At 39.6% G+C, this 25,821-nt stretch carries 17 protein-coding genes; 3 read left to right on the top strand and 14 right to left on the bottom strand.

What is annotated here, in order from left to right; genetic code table 11:
- Positions 1–314 precede the first annotated feature (314 nt).
- The 10 genes from SY85_RS23770 to SY85_RS23725 form a co-directional block, all read right to left on the bottom strand.
- Positions 315–1,253, bottom strand: coding sequence for a hypothetical protein (locus SY85_RS23770; RefSeq protein WP_066408568.1), 939 nt, complete (start codon positions 1,251–1,253; stop codon positions 315–317).
- Complete coding sequence (locus SY85_RS23765; protein WP_066408567.1) at positions 1,246–2,115, bottom strand: hypothetical protein; 870 nt, start codon at positions 2,113–2,115, stop codon at positions 1,246–1,248. The genes SY85_RS23770 and SY85_RS23765 overlap by 8 nt, the downstream gene beginning before the upstream one ends.
- Positions 2,116–3,297: a CHASE2 domain-containing protein gene (locus SY85_RS23760; RefSeq protein ID WP_066408565.1), complete on the bottom strand. Its 1,182-nt coding sequence runs from the start codon at positions 3,295–3,297 to the stop codon at positions 2,116–2,118.
- A gap of 33 nt (positions 3,298–3,330) precedes the next feature.
- Positions 3,331–5,547 carry a caspase family protein gene (locus SY85_RS23755; RefSeq protein WP_066408562.1) on the bottom strand — a complete coding sequence of 739 codons (2,217 nt, stop codon included), beginning with the start codon at positions 5,545–5,547 and terminating at the stop codon, positions 3,331–3,333.
- A gap of 357 nt (positions 5,548–5,904) precedes the next feature.
- The gene (locus SY85_RS23750) at positions 5,905–9,636 is read right to left on the bottom strand and encodes a CHAT domain-containing protein (protein ID WP_066408560.1); all 3,732 of its coding nucleotides are present in this window, start codon (positions 9,634–9,636) and stop codon (positions 5,905–5,907) included.
- A gap of 82 nt (positions 9,637–9,718) precedes the next feature.
- A complete protein-coding gene (locus tag SY85_RS23745) occupies positions 9,719–11,374 on the bottom strand; it encodes a caspase family protein (RefSeq protein WP_082886672.1) in 1,656 nt (551 codons plus the stop codon).
- A 74-nt stretch (positions 11,375–11,448) separates the two neighbouring features.
- Positions 11,449–12,489, bottom strand: a complete 1,041-nt coding sequence (locus SY85_RS23740) for a hypothetical protein (RefSeq protein WP_066408556.1) — start codon at positions 12,487–12,489, stop codon at positions 11,449–11,451.
- Between the two features lie 5 nt (positions 12,490–12,494).
- The gene (locus SY85_RS23735; RefSeq protein ID WP_066408555.1) at positions 12,495–13,136 is read right to left on the bottom strand and encodes an RNA polymerase sigma factor; all 642 of its coding nucleotides are present in this window, start codon (positions 13,134–13,136) and stop codon (positions 12,495–12,497) included.
- Positions 13,137–13,306: 170 nt separating this feature from the next.
- Positions 13,307–14,833 (bottom strand): S1C family serine protease, encoded by a 1,527-nt coding sequence (locus tag SY85_RS23730; protein WP_066408554.1) that lies wholly within the window; start codon positions 14,831–14,833, stop codon positions 13,307–13,309.
- Positions 14,834–14,982: 149 nt separating this feature from the next.
- Positions 14,983–16,167, bottom strand: a complete 1,185-nt coding sequence (locus SY85_RS23725) for a thioredoxin family protein (RefSeq protein WP_066408552.1) — start codon at positions 16,165–16,167, stop codon at positions 14,983–14,985.
- A 446-nt stretch (positions 16,168–16,613) separates the two neighbouring features.
- On the opposite strand from SY85_RS23725, the gene SY85_RS23720 reads away from it, so the two are divergent.
- Complete coding sequence (locus SY85_RS23720; RefSeq protein WP_066408550.1) at positions 16,614–17,744, top strand: fatty acid desaturase family protein; 1,131 nt, start codon at positions 16,614–16,616, stop codon at positions 17,742–17,744.
- 101 nt (positions 17,745–17,845) lie between these two features.
- On the opposite strand, the gene SY85_RS23715 is transcribed toward SY85_RS23720, so the two are convergent.
- From SY85_RS23715 to SY85_RS23695, 4 genes are all read right to left on the bottom strand, one after another.
- Positions 17,846–18,979, bottom strand: a complete 1,134-nt coding sequence (locus SY85_RS23715; protein WP_066408547.1) for a hypothetical protein — start codon at positions 18,977–18,979, stop codon at positions 17,846–17,848.
- A 351-nt stretch (positions 18,980–19,330) separates the two neighbouring features.
- Positions 19,331–19,672 (bottom strand): hypothetical protein, encoded by a 342-nt coding sequence (locus SY85_RS23705; RefSeq protein ID WP_148661276.1) that lies wholly within the window; start codon positions 19,670–19,672, stop codon positions 19,331–19,333.
- A gap of 86 nt (positions 19,673–19,758) precedes the next feature.
- A complete protein-coding gene (locus tag SY85_RS23700; RefSeq protein WP_066408543.1) occupies positions 19,759–20,364 on the bottom strand; it encodes a hypothetical protein in 606 nt (201 codons plus the stop codon).
- Between the two features lie 26 nt (positions 20,365–20,390).
- Complete coding sequence (locus SY85_RS23695; protein WP_082886670.1) at positions 20,391–22,235, bottom strand: cytochrome c oxidase subunit I; 1,845 nt, start codon at positions 22,233–22,235, stop codon at positions 20,391–20,393.
- 443 nt (positions 22,236–22,678) lie between these two features.
- Between SY85_RS23695 and SY85_RS23690 the strand changes: the two genes are divergently transcribed.
- Together SY85_RS23690 and SY85_RS23685 are read left to right on the top strand one after the other, a co-directional pair.
- The gene (locus SY85_RS23690) at positions 22,679–23,638 is read left to right on the top strand and encodes a S1C family serine protease (RefSeq protein WP_066408542.1); all 960 of its coding nucleotides are present in this window, start codon (positions 22,679–22,681) and stop codon (positions 23,636–23,638) included.
- 577 nt (positions 23,639–24,215) lie between these two features.
- Complete coding sequence (locus SY85_RS23685) at positions 24,216–25,697, top strand: S41 family peptidase (protein ID WP_158513026.1); 1,482 nt, start codon at positions 24,216–24,218, stop codon at positions 25,695–25,697.
- Positions 25,698–25,821 lie beyond the last annotated feature (124 nt).

Below are 25,821 nucleotides of genomic sequence, written 5' to 3'. Positions count from 1 at the left end.
TTAAATTTGATCTAGCATTATAAATAAAAAGGCTGCCTTGGGCAGCCTTTTTATTTATACAACATTAAAGATGAACGCGATTGTTAGTCAAATTCAGACTTCTCACCTACCCTATCTACTGGTGCCGACCTCATTCCTTCTGGTAAAAATCACTAACATACATCTGATGATCATTATTGCTTCTTTTTAAACATCAATGCCTTTTGCTTTTCGGTTATGTCGTATCGCTATACTAATTCCTGCTCTTACACACAATAAACAAAACGATTATAAAGAAGCTTGCAACAGAAATATGCCTAGATCACTTATTGGTATTACTTCAGCTTCTTCTTTAACTGATCGCCCAGTGCATCTACCAGCTTATTTGAATTATCAATGATCATCTGGTTTACGAAAGTGTTTTTAGAACTTTCCTTCACTTTAACCTGGATCGTATAAGCGCCTTGGCTATAAGCGGGCTCCACCGTGTTGGAATTAGACATGTGATAACCAAAAGAACGAGGTACGATAAAGCTTTGTCCTTCCAGCTTTTTTCCTTTTAACTTCTCAAAATAGGCAGTATACCCCTCCTCATTTTTATCTAAGGGTGCTTTACGTAAGAAAAAGTAAAACTTACCCAACTCAATGTTCTTAAATAGAACGCCCTGTCCGTTTACATAAGAAGTATGAAAGCTGATCTCAAAATCCATATTCAGTAGCTTATTATTCGCTGGCACTTTTGCTTTAGCATAATTCAACTGCAGGCTTTTTAGCTTAAGACGGAAGATGGAATTGTTGATGATCTCATAAGGGTTAGTAGCATCCAACTCAAAATCGGCAATCATAGCCGTATCGGTTACTCCTTTATTTTGAAAGGTGCGCACCAGGCGGAAGCCACTGAACTGCATACCAATGGGGTCAAATGGATTTTCCGTTGATAGCTGGTCATAGAAGTATAGGTCAGTTAAGGCATAATCATATTCGGCCGTATATTTCTTTTTATCCTTAGCTATCATTTGTTTCACCGCATTGGTAGCCAGTGATACCGCCCCTAGTGTAAGCCCGGTCATTGGTCCTCTAGACTGGCCTCTGCTAGCAAAGCTAGGCACCGTTTGCTCTTTAAGAAGTGCATAGTCAATCACATCAACTTTCTCTTTGATATTCATTTGCACTTTTTCTTTGTTATTGGCTGACCCCAATTTGGAACCAATACAACCAGCCAATGAAAAGGCCATCAATGAAATGGTGGCCAGGGAACAGATATGCTTATTCATAAAATCTCAGTAATGTTTTTTTATAGATCGTGTTGTTTGAATTCAGTTTTGCAGCTTGCTGATAATATTTAAAGGCTTCTGCTAAAAAATGTTTCTCTTCCAGCAAATAACCTTTCATATAAGCCGTTTCGGCAGGCTCTGTAGTAATAACAGAGGCTAACAATTGGGCAACAGCCGCCTGGTATTCACGGCCATTCCATACACGTAAGTAGTTGCGCTCACAACTGGTACCATCGGCATCCGTTATTTGCCAGTAATACTCTCCCTCACCTTTCAGTTTTGTCATTAACCAGTCCATTTGTATAGGATCGTTACCCAACGTTTCCTTTACTAATAAAGCGCCTTCCTGAATATCGTTGTATACACTAACGTGTGGCCGCCTATGCGCTGTTTTGAAGTAAATAGGCAATTGGCCGGAAACATAATGTACCGTATCAACCGGTAGGCTTGTTTGCACCATAGCGCAGCCCCTGCTTACGGCACCTGTATTGTGCATATATTTCAAAGGATCTTTCTCCGGTGAGCCATGAACGTGCGTTAGTTCATCCCATATGTAATGGAAATAGGAACTTGAAAACGAAGTTTTCGCTTGGTTGCATTGAGATAACAAGCTTTGTACAGTATAACGGCCTTTGGCCTTAATGCGCACGGTATTGTAGCTTTTGCAGATCAGCACCACTTCAGCCTTGTCCGGCACTTGTAACACATCAGCTCTGCCCAGGCGATCACCTTTTTGAAGCGCTTTGCTCCCGTTTACTGTTTTCAGAACCTTACCCTTGGTAAAATAGACGATAAACTCAGCATCCTGTGCGTGCACGATCATTGAAGCGAAGAGAAATATCCAAAGAAGTATGTTTTTCATTTAATGATGTTTAGCATGAGCAAATACCGATTTATAATGATACTTTTTATTCAACCATGTACAGAAGGCTTCATAAAAATAAAGGACATCAACAGCCAGTATAATGGCCACTAATGAAGGCGTAAGGTTAACCTTTGTATCGAACTTATAAAAGAACAATAAAGCCAGGTAAACAAAAAGTATAGCCGAAAATAGTTGTGCGGTTTTAGCCACCAGGTGGAACCAAAGATGTCTTTCCAGGTAATACTTGATGAAAAGACTCATGTGCAGCCAGCATAGTAAAAAGGCAAGTGTCCAGGTAATCCATGCCGGCACTTTACGAATGTAGTCCTTATCCAGGATCATACGAATGATATTGGCATGTACAAAAACCCCTTCCATATCCGGTAAGGTTTTTCCAAAGGAATTCTTATTCATGGGTGTAAAATGCCTGTCAAGCACACTACCCTCTTCAGAAGAAACGAATCCTAATAAGACTACTTTATTGGCTAATGAAACACTATTGATCTCTCCATTTAACAACTCTTGGCCATCAACAACTACAAACTTTTCAGAAGTGTGGGTATAATTAATAATCTCTATGGGTTGATGGCGGCTTTTCAGTTCTTGATACCCTTGTGGGTCGGCAACTTTTGCAATGGAAGCAGCAAAGAAGGAATAATCATTTGATCCTTGATTCATAGTAGGTGCAAAGTGTCTGATCACACCACCTTCTTCGCCTATAAAATTGGCAAAACCTTTATTTGGTGCCTGACCATATAAAAATCCTTCATGAGAGATTGCCTCTCCATTTGAATGTAGATTATATGCCAAAACAACCTTAGGATTATTGGTAATCTGCGCTTTTAGTAAGGAATCTTCTGCCTCTCCTTTTGGAGCGTTGAATAAGACGTCCACTCCTATTACTTTGGGGTGTTGCTCATTTACCTTTTGGATCATGGCAGCAATTTCTTGCCTACCGGCATTTCCAATATTTACGATTACGATATTGGTATCGATAGGGGTTTCTCTGTTCTTACCCATGCGCGAATAGGCCAGATCGTTATAGTCAAAGTCCTGCAAAGCAAACTTAATAGGATCCAATACATGTGTATTAATGGGCAACAGTGATAATAGGCCCATTATAAAAAACACTGCTATAGTAGCCAGCAGTGTGTCTTTTTTGAATAGATAGTTAAACATCAATGCTTTTTAATCAGTGGTACGAGATATGACTTATTCGGCAGTACGAAGAACAAGTTTAAATATTGACCAGTTCACCGGTGTTATAACCTTGTTACGTGTTTTTGAGCCGGTAAACAATAGCGACTCCAGTGGATTGCCTTTACCCTTTGTATTATCGTTTCCTCTACTTAATACGCCTTCCTGCTCAAATGCACTTAAGTTGCTGATCGCTTCTTCCGAGGCCAGGAGGAAATAGTTATCAGCTCCAGCAGGCGGAGTAATTAGGATGTCAGCCAGGTGCGTCTTTTCTACAGGGTTCCCGTCATCGTTTGTAGCAGGCATGCGATTTTCTACGTTTCCACTTTCCAGGCTAGGATACAACAGGCTCATTTTGCCCTTGCTGTCAATATTAAATACATATATATATCTTTTCTTTCGGTTCCATTCTGAATAATCCTTTTCGGCTTCGAAATAAATGGAAAGTGTATCGTTAACCTTTACTTTATCAGTTGTTAAAGGCTGTTGAGAGGTAAAATGTCTGAAACCTAATTTAAAAGGAAACTTGTTTTGTCCACCGCTTGGTGCTGAAAGCATTAGCCAGTCTCTGATTTTGGCAATACGGAAAGCGTACTCAGACAGTTTTTCCGCAACGACTGTAGCAGACGCCTCGCTTCCATCATACACAACAAAGTCCGTACGTGCAGGGAGACTTTCAGTTGTATCTTGAACAGTAACCTGGCTTTTGACCAACGCATACCCTAGCTTGTTACCATCTAAGAGACTACCTACCAATGTATATTGTGATTCTTCTGGACGATTAACCACTACAATGTTGTCAAAACTTTTGAATTTGTTTTCAAATGCCTTGACCAATTGGGCAGAAGGTGGCAGGTTGATAAAAGCGCTGGAAGCACTGCTAGACGAAGATTTGAAGGCTGCATTTGTAGGCATTGCTCCCACAGCCTTTTTTCCAGCTTTAGCATCAGAAGCATACCATTGACTTCCGTCGTATGTATAGATAGTATTAGGTATCTCCTTTGTAATATCTCCAACTAGTTTCAGACTTTTATTGGTTCCAACATTTTTTACAAATCCTTGAAGTTGTGCTTCATTCACTCCATTTGCAGGTACATAGACTTTTAAAGCCGGGGCTTTGCTGGAGGCCCAGTTGATCACTTCAAATAATGTACCTGGCTTAATATTTTTCGGTACGCCGGTCAATACCTTAGCAAGACTTTTATTAGCACCACGCATTTGTATGATCTCAAGCGTATCTGTTGAATTCAGTGATGCCAGCTTAACACCTTCTGCTAATCCAAATGCAAAACCACCCTGAAGTTCTACACCCTCAGCCTCTATTTTGCTGGAAGCTATGGTCAGCTTGTTTTTTACCGCCCCTTTTGCTAAGCCAAATAAAGTACCTGCTCTGCGAGCCTCATTAGCGGCCAGAACTGGTTCCTGTGTCTTTCCATAATATTTCATAATGGCTGTTACACTGGAATAGATACTTGATACGGAAGCATCAGGAGATTGTTGCTGTAAGGCTTTCAATAAAGCTACAGTGAAGGCGCCGTGAGGAATGTTGTTCTCATCGCGTTGCTCTTTTGCAAATTCAAAATCTTGTGCAGCCGAAAAGATCATAGCGCCGCGAGACTCTGGTCTTATAGGCTCAGAAGCATCTTTTGCATCCTGCGTATTTTCTTCAATAAAACGAACTTTTGGAGGATCAGTAAGTAGTCCACGCCCAACCGAGCCACTGTGGCAACTGTCAAAAATCACTGTCAGAACAACACCTTTATCAACTAATTGGTTGAAATAGGCCGCCAGTTCTTTATCACGGATATCAGCAGCCCCTTTATAGGCATCGGAAGGAACAATCGTTTCATCTTTTTTATCCGCCTCTTTGGAAAGGGAGTTATACATCTGGCTGCCATGGCCAGCGTAATAAATAAATACCACATCCCCCTTTTTGGACTCACTAATCAATTTTTTAAGCTGGTTAATGATATTTTCCCGGTTTGCCTTGTCATTATATAGCGTTACGATATTAGCTGCAGGAAAAGCATATTTAGCCGTCACCAGGTCCTTCATAGAGGAGGCATCGTTGACACATCCGTCCAGGTTAGGCCAAGACATTCTCTCCGTATTAACAGCCGCTTCATTTTCAGGCTTATACGTATCTATACCAATGATCAAAGCTCTTGACGTTTGGGAAAACGCGGTTAACCCAAACGTGAAGCTGAAAAGAAGGATGGATAGCTTTTTCATGTATTTTTTTTATAGTGACGGACTCGATTTGGAAAAGTGATTTATTAAAGAGTTTCTGTTTAAATAGTCAAATGATGTTACAATAGGCTGGCAAACAACTAGATTGGGCTTTACTCAAGTTAGATGCTGCTAAACAGAGAGATATGGTTAGCAGTACAGAGCGGCTCATAAGCTAGTTTTAGTTGCTGGCAAATGTAAAAAAATAACAAATATGAATGTAATCCCTACTCATGAAAGTCAAGCCAGTCGCCCATTTAAAGCCATTTCGCCCCAAACTTTTAACGTTTATGAACTTACCGATACACGTTAGGATGGATTCACCCATAGAAAGAACATCTTTTCGTTTGCTAAACTTTGTTATTCTATTAAGGTAAAGCCCGCCCAAAGTGATGGCTCCCCAGGATATTTTTTCAGCATGTTCATCTGTGCCTTTTTAAAAGCAGTTCGGATTTCCTTTTCTTTAGATAACTCCAAATAAAAATACTGCATCATTTCGGCTGTTTCCTTATCCGGAACAGGCCAAAGACTCACAATCATTTTGGAAACACCAGCCTGGCGTATAGCCCGCTGCAACCCATAAACCCCTTCTCCGTTTTGTATCTCCCCTACTCCCGTTTCACAGGCCGAAAGAACCATCAGCTTTGTAGCACTTAGGTCAAGATTGGAAAGCTCGTAGGCTGTTAATATTCCATCCTCCTGATTGGCCTTAACCAACTTGCCCTGCCATGCCCAATTGGCTCCGGAAAACAATAAGCCTGTACGCAGTAAGGGATTATCCGAAGCTGAATATGTTTTTTGTATCAAACCGCTTACGCCAGACTCCGTTGTTACAGGAAAGTAGAAACCGTGTGTTGCAATGTGAATGATAGATGGCTTTTCACGAACACTCATTGTTTTAAATTGTTGCTCAGAAGCAGCTTCTCCTACTATGGTAACGACCTTACCTCCCTGTTTCTTTAAAATTTGCCCCACAGATACAGCTTCCGACAAGGTGCCAGGTAAATAATTCCAACCCTGTGTACCGTTTAAATCATCAGGCAATGACCGGTGACCATTGATGGCATCTTTAATTGGTATCGGCTTTAAATCATATTTCGCGCCTCCAAACAATAACGCACTAGCGGCCTGGCTTTGTTGGGTTTTGTTTTTCTGTGCTATATCTCTGGTACTTAACAGTATCTTGAGATCATATTTGTTTACCAAATATTGTCCACCAGTATCCTGTAAGGCAGCAAAAGCAACACTATTCAAAATGCCATCAGGCGCCAGGCTAACTTTTTTAACACCTTCCAAAAACGGAGTTAGTGGTTGCCAGATGTATTGGTATAGTTCTTTAAATGTTTCTTTCCGTTCCTGCGATTTTATTACAACACCTCCTCTGCTCTTTGATTGTTGATTTTGAACATAAGCATTCATTCCTGCCACGCCATTTAACGGTACATATACTGGGGTATCTAAACCCGCTTTGACAATATATGCGGCATACAACAAGGAATCAGTGAAATCTGTTCCATTGAAATAGGGAAAGCTGACAAATTCAATAGCCGCTTCTCCTGGCTGTAAACCAGCCTGCACCTCGCTAAAAGAAACCTGGTTGGCTTTTTGAAAATCAGCCAATACATTCGATTGTTCAGAAAGGGCCTTTTCAAGGCGCGCTGCTCTTGTTTCCAGCCTATCTAGGGAAATACCATCGCTTTGCGCTTCGCCCAGTTGATACACCTTCGCAAGCATTGTTTTCGTTTGCTTTAAGTCGGCATAGGTGTTTTGCAAACGTTTATCAGCGGAGGCTTTAATTTGCTTCTCTACAAAAAGAGAAGTATTCAAAAGCAGTCCCTTTGACTGTAAAATAAAATTATAGGCGCGCTTGTTAGTGACAGGCTCAGCCTGATAGATCGTATGATGTAGGTTGTGATATTTATTGAGAACCTCGTTTAGTGTAGTGGTATAGGTTTGTTTTTCCTTCTCACTAAAGCCTGCCATTCCTTTAATCATTTGCTCTTTAATACTCTCGCAAGCACTGGCTAGAAGTTCTTCGGCTTTTTCACTTTGATTAAAATGCCAAAAGGCTAAGGCTTTATTGGATTGCGCTTTAAAATATATTTCAGAGCGTTCAAAAAAAGAATTCTTTTGACACTGAATGGCCAGGTCATAATAATGAAAGGCACTATCTGCTTGTTTTTTGTACAAAAAATAGGCGCCTAATCTTTCATAGGCGTCAGTTGCCCCGGCAGCTGAATCATAATTCCATGCTCTTAGATACGTTAAATAAGGTTGAATAAGCTCATATGCTTTATCATAATTGCCCTGCAGAAAATTGAAGTCTGCATAATCCATGTAGGCAGAGGCCAGCCCGCTATGTGAATTGTTGTCATTATATTTTTCAAATCTTTCTTGTTGTATGCTTATTATTTTTTGAAATAGGGATTCACATTTGTCATATTCCTTTGTATGTATATAATAATCCTTTTTCGCCATAAGAGAAAAAGCATACTCTACAGACGAAGTATCATTCAAATAATTAAGTACTGCTTCTTGTTTATCCAAATACTTTTTAGCCTGGGCCCAGTTATTAATATACTGGTTGGCAGATATAATATTGTCCAGAATATTCAAATAATCGTAGCTCAGTGTATCACCTTTTGCTATTTTGATCTCCTCGCATTTATTTAACCAAAAAAGCCATTTAGAAAGTTCATATTTGTACCCATAAACCCAATGTAGTTGAACACATAGCTCTTCTAAGAATTCATCGGTTGGAGCTGGATGAAATTTTTCATTGTAGGTTTTATATACTTCTAACAACGTTTTTTCTGCTTCATCTAACCTGCCATCATACTTATACAAAGCTCCCAAGTCCTTTTTTACCTCTAAATAAGAAATGGTATTTATTCCGCATGTGCTTTTGGCCAATTCAACTGCACGAGTCATACTCTGAAAAGCTAAATGTTCCCGCTGCTGATCTTCTTTACTCTTTGCATACCACCAAGACAAACTGGTTAAACAGTTAATGTAGGGCTCGCTTTTTTGGCTATATAGACTTTGGTAAATAGGCAACACTTTTTCAAGAATAGCTATGGCTTCTTCATATTGTTGTTCATGTTTGAGTTCAGCTAGGTCAAACAAGGCATCTGCATAATCAATAGATTTCATTTTGCCTCTACTTTCTAAATCATTTAGAATTGTATTGAGGCAATAAATGGATATTGATTTTGCTTCCGGAAACTCATTGAAATAGCTAGCCAATAATCGCAAGCTCTTATAGAATTCATGACTACTGTCGGAATAATCTAGTATGGCTTGATCCTTCGCTCTGATCAAATAAGATAATGCCGACTGAAATTCCTCATTGGAGGCATCGGACCTGCTATAATACCTGCCAATTGAGTCCAATTGATAATAAGTATAAGTAGTGTCACCAACCTTGTACAGATCATTTCTAAAATCATATGAAGTTTCAGAAAAGACAGTTTGAATCAATGAATCTAACTGCTTGGTGATCTCCGCATTTTTGGCACCCCATATTTCCTTTCGCAATTCTAAGGCGCGGCTATAAAAGAGTGCAGTAGCACTGTCTTCTTTATTAATGTCAAAATTATAAGCGACTGCAATTATTTCATTAATGAGATCTACCGGCTTATTTATTACTTGTTGTTGGTAAGACAAATACTTATTGGCAAAATAGAAGGCACTATCCAGACTTTTGTCTTTCTCTAAATAAGAATTTACATAAAGGTTCCAATAAATATCCGATTGTATTTCATAATTACTATCTGGTGTTGACTGGATCTTTGCCACAATATTTAGCCAAACCTGCTTTGCAGAATCATATTGATTAAACTTATAGAACAGTGTAGTAGCTACCCGGTTTAAGCTTGCTAAATACTGTATGCTTGATTGCCCAAAGAATTGCTCTGCATATTTCCTGGTTTCATGAGCATAAAATAGCGTCGAATCTTTTTTGGTGGAGTCACTTTCTATTGCATAATAGTGGTCCTTTGCTATCCTGTAAAGTTCCTGGCATGCGGTTCTTTTACTCGGAAAAATCAGAGCAAGTAAAAAGACAACATTCAACGTAATCAGAAACTTCATTAATAGCTTATTTGTAAGTACAATACTGAAAAAGAAAACATTTAAATTGAAATAAAATCCTGCTCTAAAGTTTTTCCTATTATCATTTTGTCGCCATCACCAACCTCAGGTTCTCGGTGGCTTGCCAATAGTTTGGATTGATACGAATGGCTTTTCTTAATGCTTCAATAGCCAGATCATATTCTTTCTTTGCCACATAAGCCATTCCCAACTTGTTGTACGAATGTTCATCATTCGGTAGTAATTGCTGGTATTGGCGGTATGCCTTTATCGCTTCATTTAGCTGGTTGGAATAGAGATAGTAATCCCCAAGACGCATATACAAGTTGGGACTTAAAGGGTCAATTTTTATTGCCTGTGACAATAAGCTTATCCCCTGTTCCATCAGTTCATTGTTTCTGTAATTAGCAACACCTCTCTCCATTTGTGATGACAATTCACAAGCCTGTAAAAAAAGTAGCTTAGACTTGATCTTTTTGCTAATAGAACTGTTCTGACCGCAAAGTGAAAGAGCTACAGTAAGTTGTTTTTCAATTTCTATCTTTTCATAAAACCCCAGCTTTTCATAAGCATCTTCATACACATAGTCCAAGAGATTGTCAAAAGGTTTTTGCAACGCCTCAATCAACTCGATGCACATATTTTTTCGTACAAGCTCATTTACATCATCCTTGTTAAGCTGCTGAAAATAGTAGTACGCAGAACTATTTTCTGGTTGCAATAATTGGTTGGCGGCTAGTTTGTTTTTATACGCTAAATAAAGGCTTTTTGAGGCAGAATCCTTCAGTAAAGAAAGCAAAGAGCCATCGCCACCTCTTAAAGCAATAGCTTTAAATTCATCAGAGGAGGTTTTACTTATTTCCTTTTTAGCAGCAGTAAGCAAAGGCGCGGTTACATTACTAACAACGGCCCTAAAATCACCCTGTACTACTGGAATTTGCGATTGACGGGAAGAAGCACTTACATGATCCCTTAAAAAATTATCCAACTCAAACAGGCTTACTTCGGCATTATTGTCCTTATCCGCAAGGCCCTTCAAACCCAATATAAAATAATAGGAAAACAGGCCCCTGCCTCCACCCCACTGCGGGCCTTCAAGTGACACTTCGTTTGCCTGGCAGGATAAAAGTTTTATTTCCTTAGCCCATGTTTGTGTTAGACTAAGGACCGTATTTTTCCGGCCACTTTCCCCTCCTGTAAGTCCACCCGAGTGGCAAGCATCACTAACAAAAATCGTCCTGACATTTTTGTCACTCCAATAGCGGAAAAATTCCCGAAACAGATTGATATCCAAAAAAGCGTTCGACTTGCGCAAATAATTTTTAACCGGGCTGTTGCTTAATAGCAACAGGCAATTGTCGGTTTGTATCAATTGCTCCATATCACCATGGCCGCTGAAATAAACATAAACCTTATCGCCTGCTTTTACCTTTTCTGTAAGATCATAAAGCCTGTCGGCAATCGCATCCCTTGTCGCATCCCTATTTAAAAGCAGTACCAGGTTACCGGTATCCTGGGTAGGAACTGCTTGTATTAAATATCTATAGAACTCAGCTGCATCTTTATCGGCAAAATTTAACTTGGGTAGTTCAGCGTAATCCGAAATACCGATCACCAGTCCGTAGGTCTTTCCCTCAGAATGGCTCGTTTTAATAACCTGCGTACCTCTACTTGTTTGCTGCGCATGGCCGAAGGCAAACCCTAACATTGAAAGAATAAAAAGTAAACTTTTTCTCATAAGCTCCCTTTACTATTTGTGCAAAAAGCGTTTCCAGCTAAAACTATTAATTACAAAATGGGTTTACCGATTTATTATTCAGCCTGCTTCTTCGCTCCTTTCAGAGCCACCAATATTTCTTCTGCATCTCTTTTAAATGGAACTGCCTTAACATTTTTCGAAACAGCTGTCAACAGCGTTATAGCCTTTCCTGTGTTGCCGATTTTCAGATAGCTAAGCGCCAAATACCATTGCGCACTACTCTTTAGCTGACTATTTGTTGCACTATCTGCTATCCATTGCAACTTGGTAATTGCTTGAAGGTGGTTTCCTGTTTCTATGTAAGAAAGGCCTTTAAAGTAAGTCCCTATCTCCTTAACATATTGAGGACCTTCGACAGCTTCTGCGCCCCTGCTTTTAGGAAGGTTTTCCAGATCGATCTGTTGAATGGTTACATAATCCTTTGCACTATAATCATTCAGTGCGTCGGCTAGCTGCTCGGGGATTTGTGCAGGAACTTCCTCACGCTTATAATATTTTTTAAATAAAGCTGCTGTGTTAGCTTTTGCTATAAACGGATCTGTGCTTTTAGAAGTATCGCTTGTAGTAGAAGCCGTAGACGTTTCCTTTTTGGAGTCGCCTGTCAAATCTATCTTTTCCCTTCCATTTGTTTTTGCTACGGTTTGTGGCTCATTGTTATTGGAAGCCAACCATAAAATTCCCATTGCCAGAAATATTAAACAAGCCGCTGCTGCCATATATCTTGCAAAAGGGAAAGAATGCAAGGTATTCTCTCGAACTACGGGAGACTCCTCTTTAGAAACTACATGTAGCGGGGATGGACTACTGTTTGTTTTATCGCCGGCTTCATTCTTATTGCCTTGTTTAATCAGATTGAGGATAAACGCAGGATCATCAAATTGAGAATTGCTTTCCGCTAAGTCTGAAGAAGATTTAGGGCCTGCATTATCCTGAATATAATCCAGGTTTAAACGTAGTTCCTGTTCAAAAAGCAGAAACTCCTTTAACAAGGGGTCAGTTTGCAATTGCTGCTCAAAGGCTACCAGCTCTTCCGGCTGCATTCGTCCATCCAGGTACTTCTGTATGTCTTCGTATTGTTGTTCTGTAATTCCCATTGCTTTTAGTTTTGAATTTGAAGTACCTGGATAATTTTCTTCAACTTAATAAAAGCACGGTATACCTCATTGTTTATACTAACCGGATCCAGACCTGTACGTCTTGCAATTTCTTCATTGTCTAACCGGTCTACTTTTCGCCATATAATCAGGTTACGTCCACGTTCACCCAATTCTTCTAAAGCTTTGCGGAATAATTCAGCCTCCTGGTCCAATTCATGCAGTTCTTCCTGTACCGATTTATAATTATAAGGCTGCGCTCCGGTTTCGTTTTCCACCAATTTGCTGGGATCGCTACTGATCTGCCAGGCATTGTAACGTTCTTTTGCTTTGGTTAAAGCTCTTAATTGATTCAGGCAAAAAGTAAAGAATAGTGATTTTACAGTAGCACCTTGGTTAGAAAAGCCGTTTTTGCGAATAAATAAATAAAATTGGGTGAGTCCGTAATTAAAGCCATCCTCGGTTAACTCGCTGGCTTTATCACTTGCATACTGCTTATAGGAAAAGATCTTGTTATAGGAAAAGCCTTTAAAATCAGAAAAGAACAGGTGGCGGAAGCAACGTAATGTTCTACTTAAGGTGGATTCATCTTCCGACCTGAAAAAGGTTACCAGCAATTCCGGATCATGAATGTCATTGCACTGCATGCTTGTAAATTATCATTTTAGTTTGAGGATGTTCTGCTAAAATCAAAAAGACAGAGAAACTCAAGGAAGCAATTCTTACCTTTTATTTCTCTGTCCTTATTGCTATCCTGTCTTCTTCATTGAAACAGGCTGTTATTAAGCATTTGATTTTTTAGTTCAACAACTGATAATTAATACCAAAGCGTTTGTTGCTGAATGTAACTCGTTCCTGATATAGAAATTTTCTTGATTTTATAGTTCTCGGCAACACCAGGCTGGCCGCCTTTTTTAAATAAAACCATATCAATATTACCAGAAGTACCTGTAAGTCGTGCAGCTGTACCCACATCGGCAATGTCATTAATACGCCATAGGGACTCGTAGTTTTCGCGATAAATACCTACACCCAGTACCAGCCACTCTCCAGTAAGAGGAGCTTCCTGACCAGCAGCCTGCGTGCCACGGGCTGCAGCAAAGTCTAAAGACTGCCCATTCTGTTCGCCGCCGGTAAAGTTCAACGAGAGCATGTTCTCATCCTGAACATACCTGGCACCTGCCATTTGCATAAACCACTTACCCAAGCTGGCAGAACCAGATGAACTCAAAGCACCGGCGTTTACTGAAACCTGTGTTTTTTGTCCATCTTTTTGGAAAGTAAATTCGATTTTTTGATTGGGTTTACTTTTTTCCAACTCCCCTAAAACTTCTTCAATATTGCGTGTTGGCTCACTATTCACTTTTACCACCTGCTGGCCTATATAGGGTTTTAAAGCAGCAGCTGGTGCACCATCCAACACTTTATTCAGAACCGGATAGGTATCGGGTGTGAACTTTTGAGAATAGTAAGTGTATTCTTTTGTTCCTGGTTGAAAAGGTAGCTTACGTTGCATGAGCTCAATTCCAAGATAAGACCGGCCTACTACGCCATTGTTGGTAAGGATATCATTGATCAAACGATAGGTTATTCCAGCTTCCAGCGCGAAATTGATCTGTGGTTGCCAGATAGAGCTACCGCCACGGTCAGCGAACGCAATCTGTGAATTAACACCTAGCACCTTTCCCTCTGCATCCAGCAATGGTCCGCCGCTGTTACCCCAGATTACAGTGGCCGTTGTTTGCAAAAAGCCAAACTTTCCGGTAAGACCACCCCGCACACGGTTTTTGGCACTAATGATCCCTTCAGAAACTGAATACGGATATTCTCCAAGGGGGTTACCTACCGCATAAACGGGTTCTCCTACAAGAGCAGGAGCCTGTCGAATTTCTAAGAACGATACTTCATCGCCTGGTTTATCAACCAATTCCAATACGGCCAGATCATAAAATGAATCGCCACCTACTATTTTGGCTTCGTACTTAGAACGGTTGATGGTATATACATAAATACTACCTTCTTTATCAGCAGCTTGCTCAATAACGTGGGCATTAGTAATTACCAGTGCACGGTTATTATAGCGGATAAAAAAGCCAGAACCAGAACCAGATGCGCCACTCAGATCAAGCATTTTAGCATAGGCTTGTTCAACTGGATTGCCTCGGAAGCCTAAGGTCTTTTTGGCCATATCGGTTTCAAAAACACCAACTGTAACCACAGCACCGAGTGCATTTTCCAGAACTTTTGTAACTGGCGGCCGTTGTTGTGCGAAAATGGCCTGGATCGCAAATACCTGTAGAACAAAGAGAAGGATTGACCTTCGATAGCAGTTAGCAGTGATCATTGGGACTCGTTTCAAATATTAACAATTAAAACAAAGATATAGCTTTCCAGACCTACTTTTTCGCAACAAAATTCACTAGAATAGGCATCTTCAGCCAATTTGCTCACAACCAACAACATATGAAAATGGATGCCTTTCCAGGATATTATTTATTTGTCTTTACTCAAAGAGGATACGGATTCTCTCAAGTTTTCCGGGGTATTTTCATTGGCCAGTATCTTAGCCGAAAGTGTTGCCACTTTTTCCTTATTGTTCAATCTGTAATAAATTATAAGTAACGCACAATCTTTAAAATAGGTCTTATTTATGTCTTCAGGCAGTAGCGTAAATTGCTCAACTTGCTTTATAAACTCATTGGCATAATTACTTTTAGCTATCTTATCTGAATAAGCGAAGATCAAATCACCTAATTCTGATGCGGAAAGACGTAAAGAAGTTGTTTTTAAACAAGCTAATAATTCCTGTAGTCCTTTCTCCGATTCTTCCTTATAGAAGTAATACTTTACTTTCATTTTCTGATGCTCCAACGCTACTTTTTCGGGGAAGTATTGCGTAATTAAGCCTTTAAAAACAGCGAAATCAATTTCTTCGTTTTTCCATGATTGAACAAGCGCAGTAGCCCTTACCTGACGCAGGAAACTTTTTTCAAAATCTTCTTTGGTCACACCTAAAAGCTCCTGGGCTTTGCGCCGGTTGGCTTGTAAAATGTCTAGCTGATTTATCGTTAATGAAGGCGCATGTTCGAGCATTATGTGCAACATTTCTTTTTCTACAAGCGGATAGGTTGTTACTTTTAAATAATTGGTAACCAGGCTGTCTACATCTTCATCTTCCATATCATCGGCCTTCTCAACCCACTCATGAAAGGCCTTAGGTGTAAGTTTACCTCCTGCCGCTTTATTCTTTAAGGTGAAATATTGTGTTTCAGGATTACTGGCTGTTTTACCTAATTCTACAAAATTCTCAACATCCAATGCTCCAACATATTTATGAACCACATCTCCATTACCATTGACAAAAAATAGGGTTGGATAGGCTGTGATATTCAATTCTTCTGACAATTGGACACCCTCTCCTTCTTCCATATCCATTTTTACATTGATAAACTTGGAATTAAAATAGCTTCCAGCAGATACTGAAGTAAAAACCTTCTGCTGCATATACTTGCATGGACCACACCAACTGGCATAAGCATCCAAGAATATGAGTTTATTTTCCCTTTTAGCTTGGGCAAGTATTTCCTTCCACTTTTTGTTCTCTACAAAGCGAATACCCTCTGCAAATACATTACTGGCAACCAGGACGCAGGCGAATAAAAAAAAGAGTTTCTTCATCTTAAATGATTTTGATTTAGAATCAGCGAACGATTTGATTTTCTTGAACCGGATATTTAACCCGTTCTATTCGTTAATAGCTGACCTAAAAAAATATCATCAGGAAACCGGGACTTTTTAAAAAATATTTTTCAGGGGCCCCATTTTCTTCCACCTATACACTATGACTTTTCATGGCCTTTGAAAAAGTCAATTTAGAGCCTGTTTAAAATTTTAGTGTTATGGAGAAGTGCCACGGTTATCAGCTGCCTTTATTGGCTTTTAAAACACTTTGCAACCGTGGCACTTCTTCCTCTCAGGAGCTATGGAAAACAGAAACTAAAAGCTTAAATGGGCGTTTAACTAACGTCGGCTTTTAAAAAATGGGCTGAATACATTGGCATGATGGGCTTGCTCCATCGATTTTCAGGATTTAATTTTGAGTAGGTTTTAAAAAACATAGTGTTATGGATGTACGAGCCACTTCACTAGAAAAGGATTTTAATACCGTATCAAAACCAAGTTTTCCAGCTACTGCCGATAAAGAGATCTTTCGACAATTAAGAGAAGAGGTAAAAACGATTATTACTAAACAGGGTCTCAAAAGAGCAGGCGAAATCTGGTTAAAAGCCATTCTTTTTCCACTCTTGTATATAATTACATATGCAGCTGCCTTGATCTGGGGAAATCATTCATTCGTGTTTTATACCTGCTATTTTATTCTTGGGTTACTGATTGTCATGAACTTTCTTAATATCATTCACGACGCAGCGCATGGTGCCATTTTCAAAACAGACTGGCTAAACAAACTCTATTTCTATTTCTTTGATCTGTTAGGAGCGAACAGCTTTATATGGAAGCAACGCCATATACGCTTTCATCATAATTACCCCAATGTAAATGGTTGGGACACCGATATTGAACAAAGCAACCTATTCCGGGTTTTCCCAGATGGCACTTATTCTAGTTTCCATCGATATCAGCATATTTATCTGCCACTCCTCTACCCTTTTTATTTAGCAAACTGGCTACTGGTGCGTGATTTCAAAGACTTTTTCAACAGCAAAAGAACGGTGCGAAGACTGATTGACATACCATCTATTGAGTATGTTAAGCTCTTTATTTTCAAGACTGTATTTTTCTTCTACCTGATTGTATTGCCCAAATTGGTTTTAGAAATTACGTGGTGGCAATGTATAGCGGCTTTTGCCATTATGTTGTTTACGGCCAGCATTTTTTCCCTGTTGGTATTACTAAGTCCACATGCTAATACAGAGAGCGAATTTCCACTACCCGATGAACAGAATAAGTTGCCGCATAGTTGGATGACCCACATGATGCTTACTACAAACGATATTACTAACGATAACTTCTTCACGCGTTTCTTTATGGGGTGCTTTAACTATCATGTGGCACATCACCTGTTTCCCAATGTGAATCATATCTATTACCCAGAGATCACCCAATGCCTGAAGCGTTACGCACAGATGTATCAACTACCTTACCGGGAGTATTCCTTAAAGACCTCTCTAAAGAATCATTATAGGCTGCTAAAAAGGAATCGTGTTTCGGAATCCATTTTTGAAGAAACAATGTAGGCCAGAGTTGGGAATTGGCAGAGGACAGATGGCTATACCTAACTGTCAACCAACAGCTTTCATCTGTCATCCATCATCCATCATCTGCCAACTATCATCAGCTACAACTTCTCATCAAATGAGTACTTGTAGGTGCGGTGCACTTTTGATTTTACAGCACCTGTAGCATTGTGAATGGCAAGCATTTTTGAATTAAAATCACCAACCCAGGCTAGCTCCACTTCGTTAATCGTTTGTCGGGGTAGAACCTCCTCCTGCAGGCAGCGAATCAGAGCTGATTCGATACCATGATTCTGAAACTTTTTCTTGCACCCCATTACGGTAATTCTTATCCGGTCAATTGTTTTTGTCTTCTTTACCCAAAGGAACTTTAGCTTATTAAACAGGTTTAAATCCCCTTTTATATGCTTTAAGATCTGATTGACGTCAGGCATACAAATAACAAAAGCAATGGGCTCGTTATTATGGTAGGCAAACCAAATGATCTTCTCGTCCATAATGGGCTTCATTTGCCGAAAAGAGTCACGTATCGTAGGCAAGTCAATGGGAGTAAAATTCTCAAAACCATCCCATGCATCATTATAGATCTCGATAAAGTCAGCAAAGAACTTCTCTTTTTGCGCCGACTTAAAATGTTGAAAAGAATAATCCTTCTTATGCCTTACCCAGTCCGATATACGCGTAAAGCGTTCTGGCAATGGTTTTTTAGGATTTAGCACATTTGTTAATTGATCATATGCTTTGCTAAATCCATACTTTTCTAAAAGCTCTTTGTAATAAGGCGGATTATAGTTCATTCCATAGCTTGGCGACTGGAACCCATCTACAAGCAGTCCCCAAAACTTATCATTTTCACCAAAGTTGATAGGACCATACATGGCTTGCATTCCATGTTTTTTTAGCCACTCTTTTGCCGTATCAAGCAATAGATTGCTAGCGCGTTCATCATCAATACACTCAAAAAAGCCCATTCCTCCATAAGGAATTTGCCCGTCCTTATTTTTCTCAAAATCAATAAATGCTGCTATGCGGCCAATGGTTTGCTTTTGATCATTCATTAAAATCCACCTGGTGCATTTTCCGTGTTTGAAGAATGGATTTATAGTAGAGTCAAAAATAGACTTTATATCACTATCTAAAGTGCTGATCCAGTTAGGATCATTTTTATATAGGTGCTTTGGCAAATCACTAAATTCTTTTTCCAGTTTTATATTCAAAACTTCGTAGATCGTCATAGCAGCGTTTCTGATAATTTCAGTAGATAATTGTTTCTAATTTATAAACAATCTGTTTGAGTTTCAAACCCTTCACACTATCCTCCTTAACCTCAAAATTTGACATAAAACACTCAAACAGACATCAGTTTGTACACTTCTTCTTAAAGGTGAATCCAGAAATAGCCCAGATGCCAACCCATTTTAAAAAAGCAAAAGAAGACCTTTTACAAGAATACCTGAAGTATTTTTTTTATTTTAACGATTAGCCTACTTCTTTGCCGGGAATTGTTCTAGTTGCTTAAGTAAACAAATGCGTACTGTTTATAACTATTAAACTGCAGGCTAGGTAAAGCCCTGCTTCTACCTTCATCAAAGTTCAAATAACAGCTGGTCATCGTGTTGGCGTTCCGGAATAAGCCGCAGTGCATTATTAAAATCACCTGTATGGTTCATGTATACACCATACGTATCTAGTATATACCCATACATATGGTCATTGGTCTCAATTAAGTATAACACACAGAGATCATCGGGATTTGTGAATTCTTCAAACCGATAGATCTTGATTATAGAGAGCTCGTGCGGCTGATAATACTTTTTTCCATCTAGTGTAAATCCTTTATGATTCCATTTAAAATCATTACCCAGCCCTTTTTTCTGAAGCTTGTGAATAACATTTGAAAGCGTATTCATGAGATGAGGAGATTCCATTCTTTCTATTTTAGATAATGATCTAATTGTCACAAATCAAGTTATCATGCATTTGCCCATTACAGGATCAGTTTATTACTATAAGATCATACTGTTTTTAACAGCATAATAATATACAACCCTACCCACAGAAAACCTAAGAAGTCCCAGTACTGGCCTGTGGTTTTAAAAAAGAGTTGATGCCGGGGATTTAAAAAATAGATGTAAGTATCGGCCGCCGTTTTGATCCTTATTATTTTTATCAATAGTGCGGTAACAAGCCCCAGGGCAATTAAAAAATGAATGCCATGCACCGCTACAACTACCATCAGGATATGCATATTATGCGCCTTCATATCCTTATTAAAAATGTGCTGCCAGCCTAATAGCTGCAAACCAGAAAATAACAGTCCCAAAAGAAGTACTGCCAGTAGTGCATATTTCAAATTAAGTGGCTTGTCGTTTTCTTTAGATCGTTGTGCATAAGAATAACCCCAGGTACTGGCCAATACTGCCATAGTGCTTAACCCAAATTCGCCCGGCACATAAAAAACAGCACCATTCTTTGCTACAGATTTAGTGAGGGCCAGCTCAATAATAAAAGGTATAAAAAGAAGCAATAAAGTACCCATCAAGAGCAAGGCTACTGTTTCTGTATTGGTTCGTTTGGGTTGATGCTTATTTAAGTCCTCAGAAACTTTTATCAGGCGCATACAAAACCTATTTGCATGGTGGAAGATCAATGCTGTGTCTCATCCGGATTCACGGGCTCCGTTTGTGGTATATGATCTCTGCCATCTTTACCATAGTCATAGGCCCATCGGTGAACTTCAGGAATTTCTCCTGGCCAGTTGCCATGTCCAGGCCGAATGGGGGTTGTCCATTCCAGCGTATTAGCATTCCATGGATTTAATGTGCGCAACTTTCTTCCTTTGAAAATGGAATAAAAGAAATTGAACACGAACAACAATTGTAATACGAATGCTGTTATAGTAGCAAAGGTGATGAACTTATTCAGATCGTCAAATTGATTAAATGAGCTCCACAAACGGAAGTCATAATAACGACGAGGGACATTGGCCAAACCTTGATAGTGCATAGGCCAGAAAATCAGGTAGGCACAGGTCATAGTACCCCAGAAGTGAATATAACCTAGGGTATGATTCATATAGCGGCCATACATTTTAGGGAACCAATGATAGATACCGGCAAACATGCCAAAGAAGGCAGATACCCCCATTACAATATGGAAGTGAGCCACCACAAAATAAGTATCCGTAACATGCATATCTATTGTAGAGTTACCTAACCAAATACCCGTTAAACCACCAGAGATAAACATGCTCACAAAACCAATAGCAAATAACATGGCTGGCGTAAAGTGTATGTTACCCCGCCACAGCGTTGTTAACCAGTTAAATACTTTAATCGCGGAAGGAATAGCAATCAACAAGGTTAACAGTACAAAGAAGGCGCCTAAGAATGGATTCATACCAGACACGAACATGTGGTGTGCCCATACTAAAAAAGCAAGTATAGTAATGGCAAATAATGATCCCACCATGGCCATGTAACCAAAGATCGGCTTACGAGCATTCACACTCATTACCTCACTCACCAGACCCATTGCTGGTAAGATGATAATATATACCTCAGGGTGACCCAGGAACCAAAACAGGTGTTGGTAAAGTATTGGGCTCCCCCCCTCGTTGGGCAACACTTGACCAGCTACAACGATATCACTCAGATAGAAGCTGGTGCCCAAATGACGGTCAGCCAGGAGCAACAATGCTCCCGACAGCAAAACAGGGAATGATAGAATACCTAATACAGCTGTAAAGAACAAGGCCCAGATGGTTAATGGCAACCGGGTCATGGTCATCCCCTTTGTACGAAGATTCAAAATGGTAGATACATAGTTCAAACCTCCTAGTAATTGTGATACAATGAAAAGTGCCATGGAAATGATCCACAGGTCCTGACCAACTTTAGATCCCTCATTTGCTTGTCCTAAGGCACTTAATGGAGGATAGGAAGTCCAACCACCACTAGCCGGTCCTGTGCTTATTAGCAGAGAAGAAAATAATACTACGCTAGCCAAGAAGAAAAACCAATAGGAAAGCATATTCAAGAGTGGCGAAGCCATATCTCTTGCCCCTATTTGTAGGGGAATCAAAAAGTTGGCAAAGGTTCCACTCAATCCCCCCGTCAATACAAAGAATACAAGGATGGTTCCATGCATAGTGATCAAGCCATAATAAAACTCTGGTTGAATTTGGCCACCTTTTGCCCAATGGCCTAAAAAGGTTTCTAGGATGGGAAAGGTTTGATCTGGATACGCCAATTGCAAACGGAATAAAACAGACATAAACGATCCAACGATGGCCCAAAGCATACCGGTAATCAGGAATTGCTTGGCAATCACCTTGTGATCCTGACTAAAAACATATTTGGTAATAAAAGTCTCTTTAGGATGGTAATGGCCATGCCCATTACCATCATGCTCCACATGATAACCTTCATGCGTTACATGTGGCGAACTGACTGGATGGGGCTGATCAGAATGATGCTCTTGATGTTCCATATAAAGTGCTGTTTAACGAACCTATTCTGAATAAAAAGGAGAGTACATGCTATCAAGCAGAATAGCTGATTATACTATTCATTCCTGATACATCAAAAGGACGGTTATGCTGTTTTTAAAGGGAGATTGTAATGGCAGTAACAACAAAGCTAGAAAAAATGATACGAATTACATACTACAGGAGAAAAGGGAAACTTTTATAGACCACTCGCATATGCGCTGTTCAAACACTGAAGAGATTGTATTGCCTTGGTCTTTAAGAATTCAACAGCACTTTTCAATGACTAACAAACCGTCATCTACGCAGTTTAAGCAACTCATCAATTCTTGTTAGCTAAGAGGATAAAGAAGGGGAAAGAGATAAAGAGGGACTTGTACACTCTTTACTACAGTCGTTTTGACAGACTTTAGGCATTGGTACACTGCTTGGGTTATTGGTATTCATGATACAGTTTACTCAACAAGATGTTCAGCTATTAGATGCCTATTCCGATACCGTCAGTTCGGTGTATCGTTCTATGTCGCCAGCTGTTGTTCATATACGCAATCAGAAATCTACCAATGGTCATCCTGGGCAAGAAGCTACGGGTTCAGGTTTTTTGATCTCATCCGATGGCTACATCATCAGCAACCACCATGTTTGTGCAGATGCCCAAGCCTTATTTGTTACGCTGGATGATGGCACTACGCTACAGGCTGAGCTTAAAGGTTCTGATCCATCCACCGACATAGCCGTTCTAAAAGTGGATGGTCGCCACTTTCCTTCTTTAGCTTTTGCAGACTCCAAACAAATAGTGCCCGGCCAGATTGCCATTGCTATTGGCAACCCCTACGGTTTACAGCAAACCGTAACAGCCGGCGTTATCAGCGCTATAGGTCGGAGTATTAGAGCCGGTAATGGTCGCCTTATTGACGATGTGATTCAAACCGATGCGGCCTTAAATCCTGGAAACTCAGGAGGCCCCTTGCTCAATACGCAAGGTCATGTTATTGGCGTAAATACAGCCATTATTTCATCAGCACAGGGTATTTGTTTTGCTATAGCATCTAACCTGGCTTCCCTTATTGCTGGCCAGTTAATTATGAAGGGGAAAGTGCACCGCGCTATTATTGGTGTAGCTGGCCAAACCGTAAACCTTACGCCACGCATGCGGGAAGTAAACCGACTGTCTAACACAAGCGGCGTGTATGTGTTTGAAGTAGTGAAGGTGAATAAATTGAACCACAACAAACTACACTATGGCGATATCATTGTGCTGTTCAATGGCAAGCCGGTTACATCTATTGATTCCTTGTTTACCTACTTAACAGAAGACACCATCGGACTTCCTGCTCAAATCGGGCTATTGCGTAATGGCCACCTGGTACAGGAAGTAATTGTTCCGGAGGCATCTGGAAATTGAAGCTATTGTCTGAACCGGGATTTGGGGAGATTAAAGGATTAGGGAGAAAAGAATATTTAACAAGGAACAAGGAATGAAGAATTTTGAAGGGAGGAAGGAGAAAAGGAGGTAATGTTCAATGCTCAACTCTCAATATTCAAGGAAAGGGAAAGACGGCTAACTATACTGCCTCTTGCATTTATCATTCTGAACGCCGTGATGAATCTCAGAGTCCACAACCTGAAACCAAATGGCTACAATAATGCCTCTGACTTTTCATGCTGAATTTGATTCTGAGCTTATCGAAGGAAGCAACTGACAGCTGCACTAAAGGAATCTAAGCTATTTGAATGAGTGCATTAATTGCATAAAAGGCGTCTCCCTGCGCAATAAAGGCAAGCAGTGAATACCCTGCTTAGGCTTTGACTGCTATTTAAAAGTAGCATGTATGCAGCAAAATTACTGAGGAAGCCTATACACCCGATAGCTCAACTTACCATAAAATTTGCACAGCTCATTCAAACATCACAATAAACTTCTTTCTAATTTAATTACGTTTACCCTCCAATGTCACCTTCCAATGAAAATTAAAATACGGATGAAAGTATTGCTTACTCTTTCGCTACTTACGTTTACAACAAACACCGTAATAGCGCAATCCTGTGGTTGCTCAACAATGCTTGAAAGCCTAATTACAAAAACAGAAAGTAATTATGCAGGCTTTATCCATAAAGTAAAAGAGCAGGATAGCACTTCGTATATTAAACTAAAAGCGCAAGTAAGAAAAGAAGCCATTCCTATTTCTTTTGATAATTGTTTTTCTATACTTGACAGGTATGTTTCTTTCTTTAAAGATGGACACTTGTTTGTTTTTGAATCTCCAGCTAGTCCAACGCCAAAACAAAGTGATAGTATAGCCCTGCAATTACTGAGATATGCAACTCCAACTCAATTTGAAAAAGCAATAAACCCTCAAAAAAATGTAGATGCTATTGTTGGTACCTGGCAGAATACTGATTATAAAATGGCGGTTATTAAAAAAGATGCTACCCATTTTGAAGCTGTGGTCTTAAACTCTAAAATTGAAAAATGGAAACCGGGTATGGTGAAAATGGAAATAGAAAAAAATGAGGAAGGCAATTATAATATTGCCCTATATAGAAATGACTTTGCCAAGATCCATTTTAACAACGTACACATTTATAAAAATGTTGTGCTGCCATTTGGCAACTATCGCTTTATAAAAACATCTCCCGAGAATGCTGAACTTAACTATGTAAATGCCAATAATCCTCAACTGCCTATACTCAAACCTATTGACAAGGACAATGTGTTGCTGACAATACCCTCCGCATTAATCAATGGTGCTTATTTAGACAGTTTACTTCAACGATATGAAAAAGAAATCAACACCGCACAAAATCTAATTATTGATATAAGAGGAAACTTGGGTGGCAATTTTATTTGGGGTAAGCTCTATGACATTGCCAATACGGTTATCGTTCCTCCGAAAATAGATCCTAAAGAAGACTATTTCTTTATGCTTGCTTCGGAAGACAATGCTACTTATTTTGCCAATTTTAGTACCTATTATAAGCAACAAAAAGATACAGCTGGTATACAGTACTACGACAGCTTGGCAACTGCTATTAAAAGAAATATTGGGTCTATTTTGAAATTTTCTTATTACAATCCTTTTCCAGATACAGCAACCCGAGTTGTGCAAGCTTTTCCTAAAAAGATTGCCATTATTATGGATAAAGGTGTGGGCAGTGCAGCAGAGGCTTTTGTATTATGGATGAAGGAAAATAGTAGCCGGGTTGTATTTTATGGAGACAACACATATGGAATGATTGATTATCAAAACATCAACATGGTACCGTTTGGCTGTAAAGAAAATACTACCTACTATTTCGGGTATCCTACCCTATTTTCAAAAGACATCAAAACAAATCCTTTGAACCCAACAGGCATAAAGCCTGATATTTATATCCCTCAAAAAACGGCTGATGCAATAAAATGGGTTCTGAAAGATTTAGCGAAAAAAAACAACCTGGCTTTAAACAACAAAAAAGATTAAGGTTATATAGATGCTTAAGTATTAAATAACAAATTTGTTTAGGCTTTAGCTGCGCCAGCATTCTGTAGCTTTTATGCACATGGAGGGCGCGACACCTTAAGTACTACGCCGTGTCCCAACCAGC

It is taken from the genome of Flavisolibacter tropicus, assembly GCF_001644645.1.
GTDB lineage: Bacteria > Bacteroidota > Bacteroidia > Chitinophagales > Chitinophagaceae > Flavisolibacter > Flavisolibacter tropicus.
The sequence above is the reverse complement of the archived record's forward strand: the minus strand, read 5'-3'. Positions and strand labels throughout refer to the sequence as shown.